The 15,669-nt window shown below is 71.3% G+C and carries 16 protein-coding genes; 1 reads left to right on the top strand and 15 read right to left on the bottom strand.

Annotation, left to right across the window (positions count from 1 at the left end; genetic code table 11):
• Positions 1-85: 85 nt before the first annotated feature.
• Genes E4P41_RS11275 through E4P41_RS11265 form a run of 3 tightly spaced genes read right to left on the bottom strand, consistent with a single transcriptional unit; the run spans position 86 to position 2,732 of the window.
• Positions 86-1,120, bottom strand: coding sequence for an ABC transporter substrate-binding protein (locus tag E4P41_RS11275; RefSeq protein ID WP_135141350.1), 1,035 nt, complete (start codon positions 1,118-1,120; stop codon positions 86-88).
• A gap of 53 nt (positions 1,121-1,173) precedes the next feature.
• The gene (locus E4P41_RS11270) at positions 1,174-1,995 is read right to left on the bottom strand and encodes an ABC transporter permease (RefSeq protein ID WP_135141349.1); all 822 of its coding nucleotides are present in this window, start codon (positions 1,993-1,995) and stop codon (positions 1,174-1,176) included.
• Positions 1,992-2,732 carry an ABC transporter ATP-binding protein gene (locus E4P41_RS11265; protein ID WP_167761039.1) on the bottom strand — a complete coding sequence of 247 codons (741 nt, stop codon included), beginning with the start codon at positions 2,730-2,732 and terminating at the stop codon, positions 1,992-1,994. The genes E4P41_RS11270 and E4P41_RS11265 overlap by 4 nt, the downstream gene beginning before the upstream one ends.
• A gap of 325 nt (positions 2,733-3,057) precedes the next feature.
• On the opposite strand from E4P41_RS11265, the gene E4P41_RS22130 reads away from it, so the two are divergent.
• The gene (locus E4P41_RS22130) at positions 3,058-3,819 is read left to right on the top strand and encodes an IclR family transcriptional regulator C-terminal domain-containing protein (RefSeq protein ID WP_167761038.1); all 762 of its coding nucleotides are present in this window, start codon (positions 3,058-3,060) and stop codon (positions 3,817-3,819) included.
• 33 nt (positions 3,820-3,852) lie between these two features.
• Here E4P41_RS22130 and E4P41_RS11255 read toward each other — a convergent pair whose 3' ends face one another.
• The 12 genes from E4P41_RS11255 to E4P41_RS11205 form a co-directional block, all read right to left on the bottom strand.
• Positions 3,853-4,044 carry a hypothetical protein gene (locus E4P41_RS11255; RefSeq protein ID WP_135141347.1) on the bottom strand — a complete coding sequence of 64 codons (192 nt, stop codon included), beginning with the start codon at positions 4,042-4,044 and terminating at the stop codon, positions 3,853-3,855.
• 44 nt (positions 4,045-4,088) lie between these two features.
• Positions 4,089-4,592: a VOC family protein gene (locus E4P41_RS11250; RefSeq protein ID WP_167761037.1), complete on the bottom strand. Its 504-nt coding sequence runs from the start codon at positions 4,590-4,592 to the stop codon at positions 4,089-4,091.
• Positions 4,593-4,807: 215 nt separating this feature from the next.
• On the bottom strand, positions 4,808-5,578 hold the full coding sequence (locus E4P41_RS11245) for an SDR family NAD(P)-dependent oxidoreductase (RefSeq protein ID WP_135141345.1): 771 nt from the start codon (positions 5,576-5,578) through the stop codon (positions 4,808-4,810).
• A 393-nt stretch (positions 5,579-5,971) separates the two neighbouring features.
• Positions 5,972-6,952 carry a sugar ABC transporter substrate-binding protein gene (locus tag E4P41_RS11240; RefSeq protein ID WP_135141344.1) on the bottom strand — a complete coding sequence of 327 codons (981 nt, stop codon included), beginning with the start codon at positions 6,950-6,952 and terminating at the stop codon, positions 5,972-5,974.
• 81 nt (positions 6,953-7,033) lie between these two features.
• Positions 7,034-8,038 carry an ABC transporter permease gene (locus E4P41_RS11235; protein ID WP_135141343.1) on the bottom strand — a complete coding sequence of 335 codons (1,005 nt, stop codon included), beginning with the start codon at positions 8,036-8,038 and terminating at the stop codon, positions 7,034-7,036.
• Positions 8,035-9,591, bottom strand: coding sequence for a sugar ABC transporter ATP-binding protein (locus E4P41_RS11230; protein WP_135141342.1), 1,557 nt, complete (start codon positions 9,589-9,591; stop codon positions 8,035-8,037). The genes E4P41_RS11235 and E4P41_RS11230 overlap by 4 nt, the downstream gene beginning before the upstream one ends.
• The gene (locus E4P41_RS11225; protein WP_135141341.1) at positions 9,578-11,929 is read right to left on the bottom strand and encodes a xanthine dehydrogenase family protein molybdopterin-binding subunit; all 2,352 of its coding nucleotides are present in this window, start codon (positions 11,927-11,929) and stop codon (positions 9,578-9,580) included. The genes E4P41_RS11230 and E4P41_RS11225 overlap by 14 nt, the downstream gene beginning before the upstream one ends.
• A complete protein-coding gene (locus tag E4P41_RS11220; protein ID WP_135141340.1) occupies positions 11,926-12,432 on the bottom strand; it encodes a (2Fe-2S)-binding protein in 507 nt (168 codons plus the stop codon). Before E4P41_RS11220 ends, E4P41_RS11225 begins: the two co-directional genes overlap by 4 nt.
• Before the next feature lie 26 nt (positions 12,433-12,458).
• Positions 12,459-13,322: a xanthine dehydrogenase family protein subunit M gene (locus E4P41_RS11215; RefSeq protein ID WP_167761036.1), complete on the bottom strand. Its 864-nt coding sequence runs from the start codon at positions 13,320-13,322 to the stop codon at positions 12,459-12,461.
• Between the two features lie 182 nt (positions 13,323-13,504).
• Positions 13,505-14,380: a hypothetical protein gene (locus E4P41_RS11210; RefSeq protein WP_135141338.1), complete on the bottom strand. Its 876-nt coding sequence runs from the start codon at positions 14,378-14,380 to the stop codon at positions 13,505-13,507.
• A 48-nt stretch (positions 14,381-14,428) separates the two neighbouring features.
• Complete coding sequence (locus E4P41_RS22125; RefSeq protein ID WP_167761035.1) at positions 14,429-14,584, bottom strand: hypothetical protein; 156 nt, start codon at positions 14,582-14,584, stop codon at positions 14,429-14,431.
• Between the two features lie 402 nt (positions 14,585-14,986).
• A partial coding sequence (locus tag E4P41_RS11205) for a lyase family protein (RefSeq protein ID WP_245177276.1) occupies positions 14,987-15,669 on the bottom strand: 683 nt, incomplete at its 5' end.

Genomic DNA, 15,669 nt, shown 5'->3' with positions numbered 1-15,669 from the left:
CGCGTCCGCACTGTGCGGGATGGGCGGCAGCCGGCGCCCCGTACCGGTGTGGGTACGAGGGCGCCGGCTGCCCGGGTTCGCGGGATCAGTCGACGGGCTCGGCGAGGTAGTCGTTGGTGACGTGCTCGGTGACGTCGACGGGCTCCTCGAGGTGGCCCTGCTCGGTCAGGAAGTCGGCCAGCTCCTGGTATTCCTGGATGTCACTCGCGCCACTGCAGCCGGGGTCGTAGGAGGCCTCGAACTGGGCCATCACGGTCTCCTTGTCGGCGTCCGGGAACTGCGCGACGAACTGGTCGGCGGCCTCCTCGAGGTTCTCGGAAGCCCACGCTTCGGCCTTGTCGAGTGCCCTGAGGAAGCGCTGGACGATTTCTTCGTTGCCGTCCTCGGCCAGCCAGTCCGGGTTGACCGCGACTGCGCTGAACGGCGCGTTCGGAGCACCGTGGTCGGCGTACGGGATGAAGGTGTAATCCTTCCCCTGCTGCTCCATGATGACGGGGCCGTAGTCGACGATCTCGCTGGTCGCGTCCAGGTTGCCCTGCAGCAACTGCTGCACGCCGGTGAAGCCCGGGTTGACGACGGTGAGGTCCTGCTCGGTCAGGCCGGCGCTCTCCAGCATCGCGGCGAAGTAGGCCCGGTCGACGACGAGATCGGTGACGCCGACTCGCTGACCGCGCAGGTCGGCCGGCTCCTCGATTCCGGACTCGGCCAGTGCGAGGATCCCGAAGGGGTTCTCACACTGGTTCGACCGGACGATGGTGACGGGGCTTCCTGCGACCGCTGCATTGAGCATGTCGGCCGTGTACACGGCACCGATGTTGCGCTCACCGCTACCGATCAGCCTCACCGACAGGGTGGGGTCGGTGGAGGACCGGACGTCGACCTCCAGCCCCTCCTCCTCGTAGAAGCCCTGGTAGTCGGCGACGAAGTACCCCAACGTGGTGCCGCCGGGCAGGAAGTTCAACTGGAAGTCGAGCGGCACGAGCTCCTCGCCGTTCGCCGCGGAGGCGGAGGACTCCTCCGAACCGCCGCACGCGGTGAGGAGGGTTGCGGCCGCGACGGCCGCGACGACGGTGCGGTACCTGCCCCGGCGACCGGGGGACGTGCGGGCAGCAGACAACATCGGTTCTCCTGAGCTGGGAGGGAAGGGACGGGAGGAGCAGTGCTGAGACAGAACTAGCGCTGGCCTCCGCGACGCCACGGGAGCACGAGCCACTCCACGACGACGACGCAGAGGAACAGCACCATGCCGAGCAGCGCGAGCAGCACGATGCACGCGAAGACCGTCACCGGTTGCAGCATGGAGTTGGCGCGGGCCAGCAGGAGCCCGAGCCCTTGATCGGCACCGACGAACTCGCCGACGATCGCGCCGATCACCGCCAGCACCGCTCCGACGCGCAGGCCCGAGAAGATCTGCGGCAGCGCGTTGGGCAGCCGCGCCTTTAGGAAGACCTGCGACCGGCTGGCCGGGAAGGAGCGCATCAGCGAGACGGCTCCGGAGTCCAGCGAGTCCAGCCCCGCGGCGGCGCCCACGACGATCGGGAAGAAGGCCACCAACGCCGCGGCCAGGACCTTGGAAGTCTCGCCGAAGCCGAACCACAGGATCAGCAGCGGCGCGATTGCGATGATCGGCACCGCCTGCGAGGCGATGACCAACGGGTACACCGCCAGCCGCATGACCTTGGTGGAGGTGATGATGATCGCCAAGCCGATGCCCACGACGGTCGCCAGGAGGAAGCCGAAGACGGCCTCGCGCAGGGTCACCAGCAGCTCGGGCTCGTAGATCTGCCAGTCGGTCCACAGCGACTCGGCCACCGCAGAGGGCGGCGGGAGCAGGAGGCTGTTGATCCCGGAGACCTGGACGTAGACCTCCCAGCCCACCAACAGCAGGAGGAAGAGTCCGACGGCGGGAAGCAGCCGAACGGACTTACCGGCCTGCTGGGCGCCTCGGCGCATCCGGGAGGGTCCAGCGGGAGCCTGGACGTCGGTGGCGGTCACGCGGTCCTCCCGGCGGAGATGTCGTCCAGCAGGCGGTGCTTGAGCTCGGTGAACCGCTGGCTCGTGACGACGTCGGCGAAGTGGCGCGGTCGCGGGATGTCGACCGCGACCGTGTCGGCGATGTGCCCCGGCGGCCCGTTCATGACCATCACCCGGTCGGAGAGGTAGATCGCCTCCTCGACGTCGTGCGTGATGAACAGGACGGTCTTCTGCAGCTCGTCGCAGAGGTCGAGCAGCCAGGCCTGCAGCTCGCCGCGGGTGATCGCGTCGAGGGCGCCGAACGGCTCGTCCAGCAGCAGCAGGTCACGGTCGAGCAGCACGGTCCGGAGCAGGGCCGCGCGCTGCTTCATCCCCCCGGACAGCTGCCCCGGGTAGGCGTCCTGGAAGCCCTCCAGGCCGAACCGCGGGAGCAGCGCACGTGCCTTCTCGCGGCTGGCCTTGCGGTTGGAACCGAGGACGTCGAGGCCGATGACGACGTTGTCGAGCAGCTTCTTCCACGGGAAGAGGTGGTCGCGCTGCAGCATGTAGCCGGCGTGACCGGGCCTTCCGGAGACGTCGTCACCCCGGTACTCCACCGTTCCGGCGTACGGCTTCAGCAGGCCGGCGACCGCGTTGAACAGGCTCGTCTTGCCGCAGCCGCTGCGGCCGACGATGGAGAGGAACTCTCCGCGCTGGACCTCGAACGTGAGGTCCTGGACCGCGGTGAAGTCTCCGAAGGAGACCTGTAGCCCGCACACGGACAACTCCGCACCGGCCGTCGCCCTCTGCTGCGGAAGGGGCTCGGCGTTCCCGCGCTGCGGAGGACGGAATGTCGCTTGCGGAACCGGCATGTTTACCTCTGGGGTCGGCACTGGTGCGGCCAGGTGGTCGGTCGATGGAGGTCGAGCTGGCGGGGACCTCGGCTCGCCAGACGATCGCTGTGGTTTGTCATTCATAGTGCTGGTCACCACAGTCGAAAAGGGTGCATTCTCATGGCGTGAGAATACGGAGACAGCAGCCGGACAACGGCTCGTGCGACGGATGCGTCGCCCTGGAACTCCCTGCCGGCCGGCGGTCGTCCCCGTGACGCAGCCGGCAGGGAGCAGCGCGTCGTTCACCCGCGGACTGAACGTGCTCATCAGCGTGGCCGAGAGCGGTGAGGCACGGGCCGACGAGGTGGCGGCCGAATTGGGCCTGCCGCTCAGTACCGTCTACCGGTACCTGCGCATCCTGCGCGACATGAAGCTGGTCGAGGAACGGGACAGCTCCTACCTGCCGGGGTGGCGGCTGCTGAAGCTGGCCGGGTTGGACACCGTCCGGACCCGCCTTGTCCAAGTCAGCCATTCGGTGCTCCGGGAGATCAGCGGCTCCACCGGGGAGACCTCGGTCCTCGCCGTGCGCGCCGGCACCCAGGCGGTCTGCCTGCGCCAGGTGGAGTCCCATCAGGACAAGCGGCTGGCCTTCCGCATCGGTCAGGTGCTCCCCCTCTACGCGGGGGCCGGGCAACGGCTGCTCCTCGCCCATGCCCCCGCAGCAGTGATCAAGCGCGTTCTGGAGGAGCCCCGGCGCCGGCTCACCGAGCGGACCCTGGCGCCCGACGCGATCCTGCGCGAGGTGCCGCAGATCCGTCGCAACGGACATCTGGTCACCCGCGGTGAGATGTCCGTCGGCGCGGTCGCCGTCGCGGTACCGGTGCTCGTCGGCGGCGAGGTGGTCTGCTCCCTGGCAGCCACGGGCCTCGAGCGCCGCTGCGGGGAGGCCTGGCTGGCGGCGGCACGCGGCACGCTCACCGATGCCGCGCAGCGACTCGGCGACGACCTGGAGCGGGGAAGCCTGGAACTGTGAAGGTGCCCAGGAACGCCGGCCGGCCGTTCGTCGTCAGGACTCCGCTCGGCTGTGCAGCCCCATGTGCGGACGCGCGGGATGGTGGTCGGAGATCCGGTAGACGTCCGGGTCCGGGGTCCCCAGCCGGCGCGCCTGCTCCATGTCGGCCTGCGCCTCGACGCTCAGCGTCTCCAGGTGCGGGATGCGGGCGCTGCGCTGCAGCGTGGCGGCCGGCGGCGGGGTCATGACACACCTCCGGTAGGGGACGACGACGTCGCGGCAGACGGCTGCTATTGCCAGGCCTTGCCGTGCGGATAGCTGACGAACTCCAGCGCCAGCCCCCACGGCGTCAGGGCGAACACGAAACGCGCCTGCTCCCCTGCCTCCGGGCCGGGCAACGGCATCGGCTCCCCCAGCACCTGCACGCCCTTCGCCCGCAGCTGCGTGACCGCGGCGTCGAGGTCGTCGACGTAGAAGGCGACGTGGTGTCCACCGGCGTCGCTGGTCCGCGGCGGCTCGTGGCGCTGATCGGGGGCGGAGAACTGCAGCAGTTCGAGCACGAGGTCGGCGACCTGGACCACGGCGATGCCGTCGACCTCGGTACGGGGATGCCGAGCGAACTGGCGCACCTGCATGTCCGGGTCCCCGGGAACGCCCCGGTACGGGCCGTGCCGCAGCACGCACACACCACCCAGGACGTCGTCGAACCAGGCGATCGCTGCCTCCAGGTCCGGTACGACCAGGCCGACGTGGTCGCCGCGGCGCAGTCCGGTCCACCGGCCCGACGCGCTCACAGCGCCTTCTGGGTCGCTCCCGCGGGTTGCTCCGCTCCTCGCTCGCTGCGACACTTCTCGCCTCCGCGGTCGCTCCGCTCCTCGCTCGCTGGCGCTCGCTGCGATGCTCGCTCCCTGTCGGCTCGGTCGCTCGCTGCGATGCTCACGCCCCTGTCCGCTCACAGAATCCATGGCCCCTGCGGGCCGCCTCGAACGATGGGAATCGCCGATTTCCATTACAGCCACACCCGCCCGCCGTTGACCGGCACCGTCGTCCCGGTGACCGCGGAGGCGGCGTCGGAGAGGAGGTAGTCCAGAGCGACGAGCAGGTCTGCGGGCTCCAGCGTCCGTGGCACGGCCTGCCGGCTCGCGGTCGCCGCCCAGCGCTCCGGCGGCACCCGCTCCTGCAGCAGCGGCGTGCGCACGAGGCCGGGCGCGATGCAGTTCACCGTGACGCCGTGCCGGCCGACCTCGCCGGCGAGGCTGCGGGTGAAGCCCCACACCCCGGCCTTCGACGTGGCGTAGTGCGTCATCTCGGTCGACTGCGGATCCCAGACGACGCTGGAGGTCATGCACACGACCCTGCCTGCGCCGGCGTCGACCATGTCGGGCAGGAATGCCTGGGTGACCAGCAGCAGTCCGTCGAGGTTCACCCGCATCACCGAGCGCCACTCATCGAGGCCGATCTCGAGGAACGGCCGGTACGGGGAGACGCCGACGTTGTTGACCAGGACGCCGACCGGTCCGAGTTCCTCGTGCCCGGTGGCAGCGAAGGCCGCGACGTCCTCGGGCGAGGAGACGTCGGCGATCGCGGTGGCCGCCCGCCGGCCGTGCGCCCGCACTCGCTCGGCGGTCTCGGTGCAGGGCACCACATCGCAGACGGCCACGTCGTGACCGGTCGCGGCGAGGTGCTCGGCCATCACCTGGCCGAGGCCGCTGGCCGCGCCGGTGACGACGGCGGTGCGCCGCACCGGCGGCGCATGCCGGCCGGCGGCCGCGTCGGTCACCGGCGCGCGGACCGACGGGCGAACAGCCAGCCAAGGGTCACCAGCAGGACCGCAGGCAGGCCCTTCTGCAGCGCGGTCCGCACCGGCCGTGGCACCCGCGTCCACACGTCGAGGGAAGCGCCGTCCGCAGGCGAGGAAGCGGGCGCCGCGGTCGATGCATGGGCGACACCCGGTGCCGCTCCCGGTGCCAGGCCGGAACCGGGTGGCACGCCCGGGACGGCGGCCGTTCGCGACTGCTCGGCAGCCTCCGGTTCGCCACCCTCCGGCCCGGCGGCCCGTGCGGCCATCAGCGCGATCAGCACGAGATGGGACCTTTCCATGAGGCGGGGCAAGAGGTGTGCTGCGCCGGAGTGCGGAGCCGCCGTCCTCCCAGTGGCCCCGCACTCCGCCGGCTCAGCGGATCTCCTCCTCGGTCAGCGTGTCCACGTTCTCCTGGTCGATGAAGACCTCCGGCGTGCTCACGCGGTGCTCCTCGGGCCGCTCGCCGTCGAGCCAGTCGACAGCGGTTTGGACGGCGATCTGCCCCCAGGTGTACGGACGCTGGCCCAGGGTCACGTCATAGGTGCCCTCCCGGATCGCTTCCAGCGCGGCATCGCTGCCGTCCCACCCGGCGATGAAGATGTCCTCCGGAGCGATACCGGCGGCCTCGACAGCCTGGATCGCGCCCAGCGCGACATCGTCGTTGCTGGCGATGATGCCGGTCACTCCGGGATTGGCGGCCAGGGCGCTCGCCGTGGCGTCGAGCGCGCCGGCGGTCGACAGGTCGGACACCGCAACGGTGTCGACGACCTGGATGTCGGGGTAGTCGGCGAGCACCGACTCCCAGCCCTCCATCTGCGCCTGGACGAAGGCGATCTGCGGCGGTCCGGTGACCTGCAGGAGCTGTCCGGAGCCGCCCATGCCTTCGGCCACGCGCTCCATCGTCCGAGCGGCCTGGTCGACCAGGTTCGGGCCGATGTAGGCGTCCTCGAGGCTCTCGTCCTGGAGCTTGTTGGCCACGGAGATGATCGGGATGCCGGCGGAGCGGGCTTCCCGGTAGGCAGGGGCCAGGGCGACGGCGTCGACCGGCGAGGCCAGGATGATGTCCACGCCCTGGGTGACGAAGCTGTTGATCTGATTGGCCTGGTTCTCCGCGTTGTTGTCCGCGTAGGCGAAGATCAGCTCGGCGCCGAGCTCCTCGGCCTTGTCCTCCATGCCCTCCTGCATCTCGACGTACAGCGGGATGACGTTGCTGTAGAAGCTCACGCCGATGGTGTACGGGTCCTCCGCGCCACCACCGGCACCACCACCGTCGCCGTCGCTGCCGCCGCATGCGGTCAGCGCCAGCGCCGTGGCTGCGAGTCCGGCCAGCGTGCGCAACCTACGGATGCTCATGGACTTCCCTTTCGGAGATGGGTATGACAAGGGCGTCGAGCGCTGTGTCGCTCTGCGGATCGACCTGACGAGGAGCGGCGGCTATCGGCGTCGGCGGAACACCTCGGAGCAGGCCGCGAGCACGAACACCACGCCGACGGCGACCTCCTGCAGGGAGAAGTCGACCCCGAGCAGGTTGAGACCGTTCTCGACGACCGAGATGAGCAGGACCCCGAAGAACGTGCGGACCATCGACCCGCGCCCGCCGAGAATGCTGGTACCGCCCAGGATCACCGCTGCGGTGGCGAAGAGGGTGAGGCTAGTTCCGACGCCGGGCTGCCCGGCCTGGACGCGGGCGGTGAGCAGCACGCCGGCGAGACCTCCGCACGCCCCGGCGATCACGAAATTCGCCAGCCTGACCCGGGCGACCGCGATGCCCGCGAGGAATGCGGCGTCCCGGTTCCCGCCCGCGGCGAAGACGCGGATGCCGAAGTTCGTCATGTGGAGAACGACGCCGCCGATGACGAACAGCCCGAGCATGAACCAGACCAGGGTCTGCAGGCCCAGGAACTCGGTCGTGGCCAGGGCGGCGAACGCGGGCGGCAGGCCCGAGATGGTCACGCCGTTGGTCAGCCAGAGCGCCAGGCCCGCGGCGATCGTCCCCGTACCGAGGGTGGCGACGAAGGCCGGTACCCCGAGGCCGGCCGAGAGGAGCCCATTGACCAGCCCGAGCAGCATGCCGCACAGGACCCCACACACCACGCCGAGCGGCCAGCTGCCGGACTCGACGATGACCAGGGCGGTCACGATGCCCGACAGCGCCACGTTGAACCCGATGGAGAGGTCGAGGTCGCCGCCGATGATGACGAATGTCGCGCCGACGGCGACGATGCCGAGGACGGCGCCCTGCAGAAGGACCTGTCCCAGGTTGCGCCCGGTCAAGAAGAACGGCGAGGCGAACGTGAGGGCCAGCCCCAGCACGAGGATCAGGCCCGGGACGAACAGTGCGTCGACGTCGACACGCGGTCGGCGCCGCCGGTGGCCCCGTCCCGGTGCCGGGTCCGGGACCGTCGAGGGCTGCCGCAGAGCGGCAGGGGTCTGCGTCATGCCGATGTCTCCTGGTCAGGCAGGTGAGCGTGCGAACGGGCGTCGGTCGTCATGGCCTCGGTGACCGCGGCCCGGGACGGCCGCTCGGACCCGGTGTTGTCGAACACCGCCGAGACCTCGCCGGCGTGGAGCACGTAGATGCGGTGCGCGATGGCCCGCACCTCGTCCATGTCGGAGCTGGAGAACAGCACCCGGCCCCCGTCGGCCGCGAACGACACGAGGTGCTTGTGGATCTCGTGCCGCGCGCCGATGTCGACGCCCTGGGACGGCTCCTGGACGACCAGTGTCGACACCCCGGCCAGATGCCAGCGGCCGAGCAGCACCTTCTGCTGGTTGCCGCCGGACAGCGAGCCAACCGGCTGATCGACGGAGCGGCAGCGGATGTCGAAGACCCTGCCGGCCTGCTCCGCAGAGCTCCGCAGCGACGAGCGGTTGGTGAAACCGCCACGCGACCAGTTGGACAGTGAGCCCAGCCCCATGTTGGCCGCGACCGACTGCTGCAGCATCAGCCCCGTGCGCTTACGGTCCTCCGGTGCGAAGCCGATGCCGTGCCGGCGGGCGGCCCGAGGGCCGGTGATGCGCACCGCCCGGCCGTCGACCGTGATACTCGCCGACGGGCTCGGCACCGAACCGGCGACCGCGCCGAGCACCGCCGGGACACCGGAGCCGACCAGGCCGATGACCGCGACGAGCTCCCGCTCCCCGACGTGCAGGTCGATCGGCGTGGCGCCGTCGCGCAGCCGTAGCCCGCGCACCTCGAGCGCCGTCGGGCCGGCGTGGTGCGCCGGCCCCTGGAGCTCGCTGACCGTCGATCCGACGATGAGGTGGGTCAGCGCGGTCGGCGTGAGCTCAGGCCTGGGCAGCGTGTCCACCTGGCGCCCGTCGCGCAACGCGGTCGCCCGGTCGGCGATCCGGCACACCTCGCCCAGCCGGTGGCTGACCAGGATGATCCCGGTGCCCCGTTCCCGCAGGCGGGCGATGACCCCCAGCAGCCGGTCGGTCTCGCGCGGCTCCAGGGCGGCGGTCGGCTCATCGAGCAACAGGAACCGCGGTCGTTGCAGGAGCGCGCGGGCGATCTCGATGAGCTTGCGCTCCGCGGCGTCGAGGCCACCGGCCCGTCGCTGCGGGTCGACGTCGACGCCGAGCTCGTGCAGCAGGTCGTGGGCCGTGGCGACCATTCGCCGCCGGTCGACGATCCGCGCCCGGGACGGGGCGTGCACCGACACCGCACAGACGTTCTCGGCCACCGTGAGATCGGGGAACAGGTGGTAGTCCTGGTGCACCACGCCGATCCCGGCGGCCTGCGCGTCCCGCGGGGAGTGGAACCGCAGCCGTCGCCCATCGATGGCCAGCTTCCCTGCATCCGGCACGAGCGCGCCGGTGAGCACCCGCACCAGCGTGCTCTTGCCCGCCCCGTTCTCGCCGAGCAGGGCGTGCACCTCGCCCGTGGCGACGTCGAATCCAACGTCGCTCAGCGCGGCCACCCCACCGTAGTGGTGACTGACGCCGCTCGCGGTGAGCCGGGCGGTGCCCGCGCGGTCAGAGCCGGTCATGGAGGCCCGCCTCGTGGAGCAACTCCCACATGCGGCCCGGCGAGAGCGGCGTCTCGAGCACCTTGCCGGCAATCTCCGGGACGGCGGCGGCGACCGCGTTGGCAACTGTGGCCGGCGCCGGGATGGTGCCGCCCTCCCCCGCGCCCTTCATACCGCCTGGGATGTGCGGCGCCGGGTGCTCGGTGTGGCCGATCACCAGGTCCGGCACGTCGCCCGACAGTGGCACCAGGTAGTCGAGGAAGGACGTCGTTGTCGGCTGCGCGGCCTCGCCGTAGGTCATCTTCTCGTAGAGCGCGATGCCGATGCCCTGCGCGACGCCGCCCATGACCTGACCGTCGACGATCATCGGATTGATCACTGTGCCCGAGTCGTGGGTGACCCAGTAGCCCTCGATGTGCACCTTGCCGGTGTCGAGGTCGACGGCGACGGCTGCGGCATGCGACGAGTACGAGTAACTGATGTTCGCCGGCTCGTGCATGTCCTTGACCTCGAGCCCGGCCTCCTCCCCCGGCGGCAGGTCCCATCCCAGCCAGGTCGAGGCGGCGACGTCGCCGAACGCGACGCCGGTCGAGGGCACCCCCTTGACCCGGAACACCCCGTCGACCAGCTCGACGTCGCCGGCGTCGGCCTCCATCTGATGGGCGGCGATGCGACGCATCTTGTCGGAGAGGGCGATCGAGGCGCGGGTGACCGCGCCGCCGCCGACCGTCATCGACCTGCTGGCGATGGAGCCGGACGCCGAGTAGGGCGCGACCTTGGTGTCGCCCAGCGTCACCCGGACCTTCTCCAGCGGCACGCCGAGCTTGTCCGCGGCGATCTGGGCCAGTGTCGTCTCGATGCCCTGGCCCATGCCCATGACCCCGGAGCTGACGACGACGCTGCCATCGGGGTCGACCCGCACGACGCCGGTCTCGAAGCCACCGAGGTGGAAACCGACGATCTTCTGGACCGGGCTCGGCCCGAGGCCGGTGAACTCCACCTGGCTGCCGTAGCCGACGCCCCGACGGATGCGCGGGTTGGCGTCACTGGGCACCTCGCGCTTGCTGACCATGTCGCGCAACATGCTCAGGCCCTCGACGTAGTCTCCGGAGTCGTAGTCCTGGAGGGTGGGCGTCGTGTGGGGCAGCTCGTCCTCGCGGACCATGTTCATGAGCCGCAGCTCGACCGGATCCACGCCGAGCTCGCGAGCAGCCTCGTCGACCAGCCGCTCGCGGACCCACGCCGCCTCCTGCATGCCGAAGCCGCGGTAGGCGCCGGTCGGGGTGGTGTTGGTCAGCACCCCCCGGACGCGGACACCGGCGGAGGAGAACCGATACGGCCCGGGCAGCATCGAGCCGGAGATCCGGAAGGGGCCGGTGCCCACGTTCGACGGGTGGGCGCCGAGGTTGCCGATGACGTCGCTGGCGATCGCGACGAACCGGCCGTCCTCGTCCATGCCCAGCCGGGCGTAGTGGACGGCGTCCCGGGCGTGCATCGTGGCGGTGAAGTGTTCGACGCGGTCCTCGATCCACTTGACCGGACGGCCGAGCCGCATCGAGGCCAGGGAGACCATGACCTCGTCGGGGTACAGGTGCTCCTTGGACCCGAAGCCACCGCCGAGGTCGGGGGCGATCACCCGCACCTGGTCGGCCGACAGCCGGAGGCTGGTCGCGAGGTGGTCGCGGACGTGGTGCGGCGTCTGCGTCGACGACCACACGGTCAGCTCGCGTAGGTTGGCGTCCCAGCTGGCGACGACGCCGCGGGTCTCCATGGGGCTCGGCACGATCCGCGGGATCACCAGTCTGCGCTCGACCACCCGGGCGGCGCGGGCCATCGCGGCCTCCACCGTCTCGGCGTCGTCACCGACGCGGAAGTCGGCAGCCACGTTGGTGCCCCACTCGGGCTGCAGCAGCGGAGCGCCGTCCCTCAGCGCCTGCTCCTGGTCGGCGACGGTCGGGAGTTCGTCGTAGTCCAGCTCGATGAGCTCGGCCGCGTCCTCGGCGGCGGCCCGGGACAGGGCCACCACCACGCCGACCGGCTGGCCCACGTAGCGGACCCGGCGGTCGCCGAGCAGCACCTCGGTCTGCCGCTGTCCCTCGGCGAGCCAGACGCACTGTAGCGGCCGGGTAGCGGCGGCGATCTCGTCGGGGCCGAGCGCCAGCAGCGCACCGCAGGCCGAGGCGTCGAAGGTGCGCAGGACGCCATGCGCGATCGGGCTGCGCACGATCGTGGCGTGCACCATCCCGGCCACGTGGACGTCGTCGACGTAGCGGCCCTCGCCGCGCAGCAACCGCGGGTCGTTGACGCGGCGGACGCGGGCCCCGACCAGCGAGGCCGGACGCTCGGGGGCGACGGTCATCGGCCCGCCTCCTGCCCACCGGCGCAGTAGAGGCGGACCGCGGCACGCACGTTCTGGTAGCCGGTGCACCGGCAGATGTGGCCGCCCAGCAGGTCGTCGAGGCGTTCCCCGACGTTCTCGCCGGCGCGGGCCGCGCCCTCGACCGAGCAGAGGATGCCGGGGGTGCAGAAGCCGCACTGAAGGCCGTGCTCGGCCCACATCGCGTCCTGCAGCGGGCTGAGGCCCTCGTCGGGGGTGATGCCCTCCACGGTGGTGACCTCGCCGCCGTCGACCTGCACCGCGAGCATCAGGCAGGCGCGGACCGCCGTCCCGTCGACGAGCACCGTGCAGGCGCCGCAGGCTCCGTGCTCGCAGCCGACGTGGGTGCCGGTCAGCCCGAGGTCGTGGCGCAGGAAGTCCGAGAGCAGCGTGCGCACCTCGGTGCGCGCCCGGCGAAGCTGACCGTTCACAATCACCGTCACTTCGCACAGGTCGACGCCGGTCACGGTGTCGTCGATGGTCACCGGGGGTCTCCTCCTCGTGGAGTTGCTCAGGCAGCCGAACGGCCGAGTTCAGGGGCGAGGACACGGGACAGCAGGGTCCCGACGAGGTGCTTGCGGTACTCGGCGCTACCGGCCCCGTCGGGCTGCGGGTCGACGGCGTCGCGCGCCAGCCCGGCCAGGTCGGCGATGACTGCGTCGTCGAGGGAGCGGCCGGTGGCGGCCTGCTCGACCTCGGTGAGGCGGACCGGCCGGTCGGCGACGCCGGTCGCAGCCGCGCGCAGACCGGTGAGGACCCCGCCGTCCTCCTGGACTGCGACGGTCAGCGCGACGATCGGGAAGTCGCCGTGCCTGCGGGCCATCTCGGTGAAGCGGACGTCCCAGCCACGCAGCAGCGGGAACCGGACGCCGATCACCAGCTCCTCCGGCTCGCGGGCGGTGGTGAACACGCTGACGAAGAACTCGTCCCACGACAACGTGCGCGTGCCGGACTGCGAGCGGAGCTCCACGCTGCCATCGAGGGCGGCAAGGACGCCGGGCAGCTCCGAGGACGGGTCGGCGTGCGCGACGTTGCCACCCACGGTCGTCCGATTGCGGATCTGCGGGTGGCCGATGTGGCTGATCGCCTCCGGGAGCACCGGCAGCGTGGCGAGTACCTCCGCGTCGCGCTCGAGCCGGGCGGCGCGGACCAGGGCACCGACGCGGACCTCGTCGCCGGTGACCTCCCAGGTGGCGAGCTCCCCCAGCCGGTTGATGTCGAGGAGCACCTCCGGGCGGGCCAGGCGCATGTTGAGCAGCGGCAGCAGGCTCTGCCCGCCGGAGAGGATCGAGGCGTCCTCTCCGCGATCGGTCAGTACCGCCAGTGCCGCCTCGAGGCTCTCCGGCGCCACGTACTCGAACGCTCCCGGCTTCACCGGTCTCTCCTCCCGTCGTCGCCACACGAGGTCGACGGTGCGGCTGCCACCGAGGAGTTGCCGCCGTCCCTGTGTCTGCCGTCACCGTATGGCACAAACCTTGTCTCTTGTATTACAGAGATGTCAAGAATCGGTACAGGTGCGGACGAGCGCGGCGCGCTCGACCCTGCTCCTGCCCTCGTTCAACCGAAGACCCGCGGCCCCGGGTCGCGGGCCAGCTGCATCGTCGTGCAGTAGATCGAGCCGCCGTACTTGAGCACCTCGGCGTACTCGACCTCGATCACCTCGACCCCGTGCGTCTCCAACCGGGCCCGGGTCCTCGGCGCGCCGGCGATCATGACCACCTTGCGCGACTCCACCGTCTGCAGGTTGCACGGGACGACGCGCAGCTGCTCCTCGCGGTCCGCCTCGATCAGGGTGTAGTCGATGGATCGCAGGTAGCGGATCGTCTCGTAGTCGCACCACGGCGGGTAGATGAGCGCCAGGTCGCGGTCCAGCGGGGCTATCCACATGTCGGCGTGGATCCAGCCCACGATCTCCGGGTGGTATTCGTGCAGCGGGCCGGGGCTGTGCGCCGTCCAGATGTGGTAACCGGCGCGCTCGAGGACCGGTCGGACCTGCTCCAGGCCGTCGCGATTGCAGTCGGTGGAGAGCATGGCGACGATGAAGTCGTCGGCCATCCGGCGGAAGGCGCCGCCCTCGCAGACGCCCTTGCCGTGGACGGTGTAGAGGATCGGGACGCCGATCGACTGCAGGTACTGCGAGACGTAGCGCGAGCGGCCGCGCCAGTAGGGCGCGGCCTCCCGGGCGACGATCGCTCCGCCGTTGATGACGAATCCGGCGGCCGCCGAGACAGCGCGCTTGAGTGGGCCGTACGCCGACCTCGGTGACTCCGGGTACTCGAAGATCCGCACCTCGATGCCCAGCTGCCGGTAGGTCTCCATCAACTTGGCGTGCTCGTCCCGCATCCTGCCCAGGTCGGGCAGTGGGCCCTGGATGAAGAAGGCCGGGTCCTTCTCGTAACCCGGCAGGGTCTCGACCGACAGCGGGGGGCTCATCGCCACCTCACGGAGCCGGCCGATGCCCTGGGCGCCCCACCGCTTGCCCTAGATGGCCTCCATCTCGTCGAGGAAGTCGACCTCAGCGTGGTACTCGGCGTACTGGGGCGGCGAGCCGGGGCGGTAGCCGGGGAAGCGGCTCAGGTCCAGGTCCTCGGCTGTCGGCGCATCTCCCCGCAGGGAGCTCGCTGGGGTGACGTTCACATCTCCTCCTTGACGGGCGGGTTGGTGCACGTCGATCACGGTGCCGCCGGCCCACCGGCCCGGGTGACGGCGCTCAGCCGCGATCACCCCCTCCGCGCCGGCGAGCCACCCTCGTCTTTGTCATTTGTAATACAAGGCTATCAAGGGGTCGAACCACCGAGCGCGAGACGGTGCCGACAGCGTCATCGGACTGCGGTCGCGGCGGGTTCAGCTCGGCCGCTCCCTCAGCAGCCGACGTGGCCCTCGCCCGGCGTTCCGGCGATCATGGCCTGCATTCGGGCGATCGTCTTCAGCTCGGTGGCGGCGAATCCGGCGTGAGCCACCGCCCGGCGACGACCGGCGCCAGCGCTGCGGTGCCCTCGGTGCGGGCGATCCGTGCCGGTATACGCCACTCGACCGCCATCATGGGCGTCCCTCCGTCAGCGCGGTGTGCTGGGCCAGCGCGGCGTCGACCTGGACGCCGGCCTCGCCCGTGGCGGGTTGCCCGGCGGCGAGGGCCGCACTCGTGTCGACGTCGGTGCGGGCGGCGACCACCTCGGCCAGCGGGCGGCCGCTGTCGCGGGCCTCCCGGACGGCGGCGGCCGCGGCGTCGTGCGCGGCCCCCTTCCCCAGGGTCGGCGTCAGGGCCTCGGCGAGCGCGCCGGCCAGCGGACCTTCCCCAGCGGCCGCCGCGGTGGCGGCCATCCGGGCGACGTCCGGCCGCAGCCCGCGCAGGCTCTCGGCCAGCCAGGACGCCGCGGACCCCACGGTGACGAGCAGCTCGGTCAGCGCCGGCCACTCGCTGTGCCAGGCGCCGGCGGCGCGCTCGTGCTCCTGCTCCATCGCCGACAGCAGCGTCGCGACCAGCCCCGGCGCGCGGCGGGCGCAGGCCCGGGCGGAGATCGCGGCGACCGGGTTGTGCTTGTGGGGCATCGCCGAGCTGCCACCCCGGCCCTCGCCTCCCTCCGCCACCTCGGCGACCTCGGACTGGGTGAGCAGTACGACGTCGACCGCGACGGTGGCGACCACCCCGGCCGCCGCGCCCAGCGCCCCGGCCAGGTCGGCGACGGGCAGCCGGACGGTGTGCCACGGGACGGCGGTGGCGG

Origin of the sequence: Geodermatophilus sp. DF01-2, from assembly GCF_004571065.1 — a bacterium.
Taxonomy (GTDB): domain Bacteria; phylum Actinomycetota; class Actinomycetes; order Mycobacteriales; family Geodermatophilaceae; genus Geodermatophilus.
The sequence above is the reverse complement of the archived record's forward strand: the minus strand, read 5'-3'. Positions and strand labels throughout refer to the sequence as shown.

Excerpts from the sequence above, each read along its gene's own strand:
- E4P41_RS11225 (WP_135141341.1), bottom strand. The coding sequence starts at position 11,929 with ATGACCGTCGCCCCCGAGCGTCCGGCCTCGCTGGTCGGGGCCCGCGTC.
- E4P41_RS11255 (WP_135141347.1), bottom strand. The coding sequence starts at position 4,044 with ATGACCCCGCCGCCGGCCGCCACGCTGCAGCGCAGCGCCCGCATCCCG.
- E4P41_RS11240 (WP_135141344.1), bottom strand. The coding sequence starts at position 6,952 with ATGAGCATCCGTAGGTTGCGCACGCTGGCCGGACTCGCAGCCACGGCG.
- E4P41_RS11230 (WP_135141342.1), bottom strand. The coding sequence starts at position 9,591 with ATGACCGGCTCTGACCGCGCGGGCACCGCCCGGCTCACCGCGAGCGGC.
- E4P41_RS11235 (WP_135141343.1), bottom strand. The coding sequence starts at position 8,038 with ATGACGCAGACCCCTGCCGCTCTGCGGCAGCCCTCGACGGTCCCGGAC.
- E4P41_RS11210 (WP_135141338.1), bottom strand. The coding sequence starts at position 14,380 with ATGAGCCCCCCGCTGTCGGTCGAGACCCTGCCGGGTTACGAGAAGGAC.
- E4P41_RS11275 (WP_135141350.1), bottom strand. The coding sequence starts at position 1,120 with ATGTTGTCTGCTGCCCGCACGTCCCCCGGTCGCCGGGGCAGGTACCGC.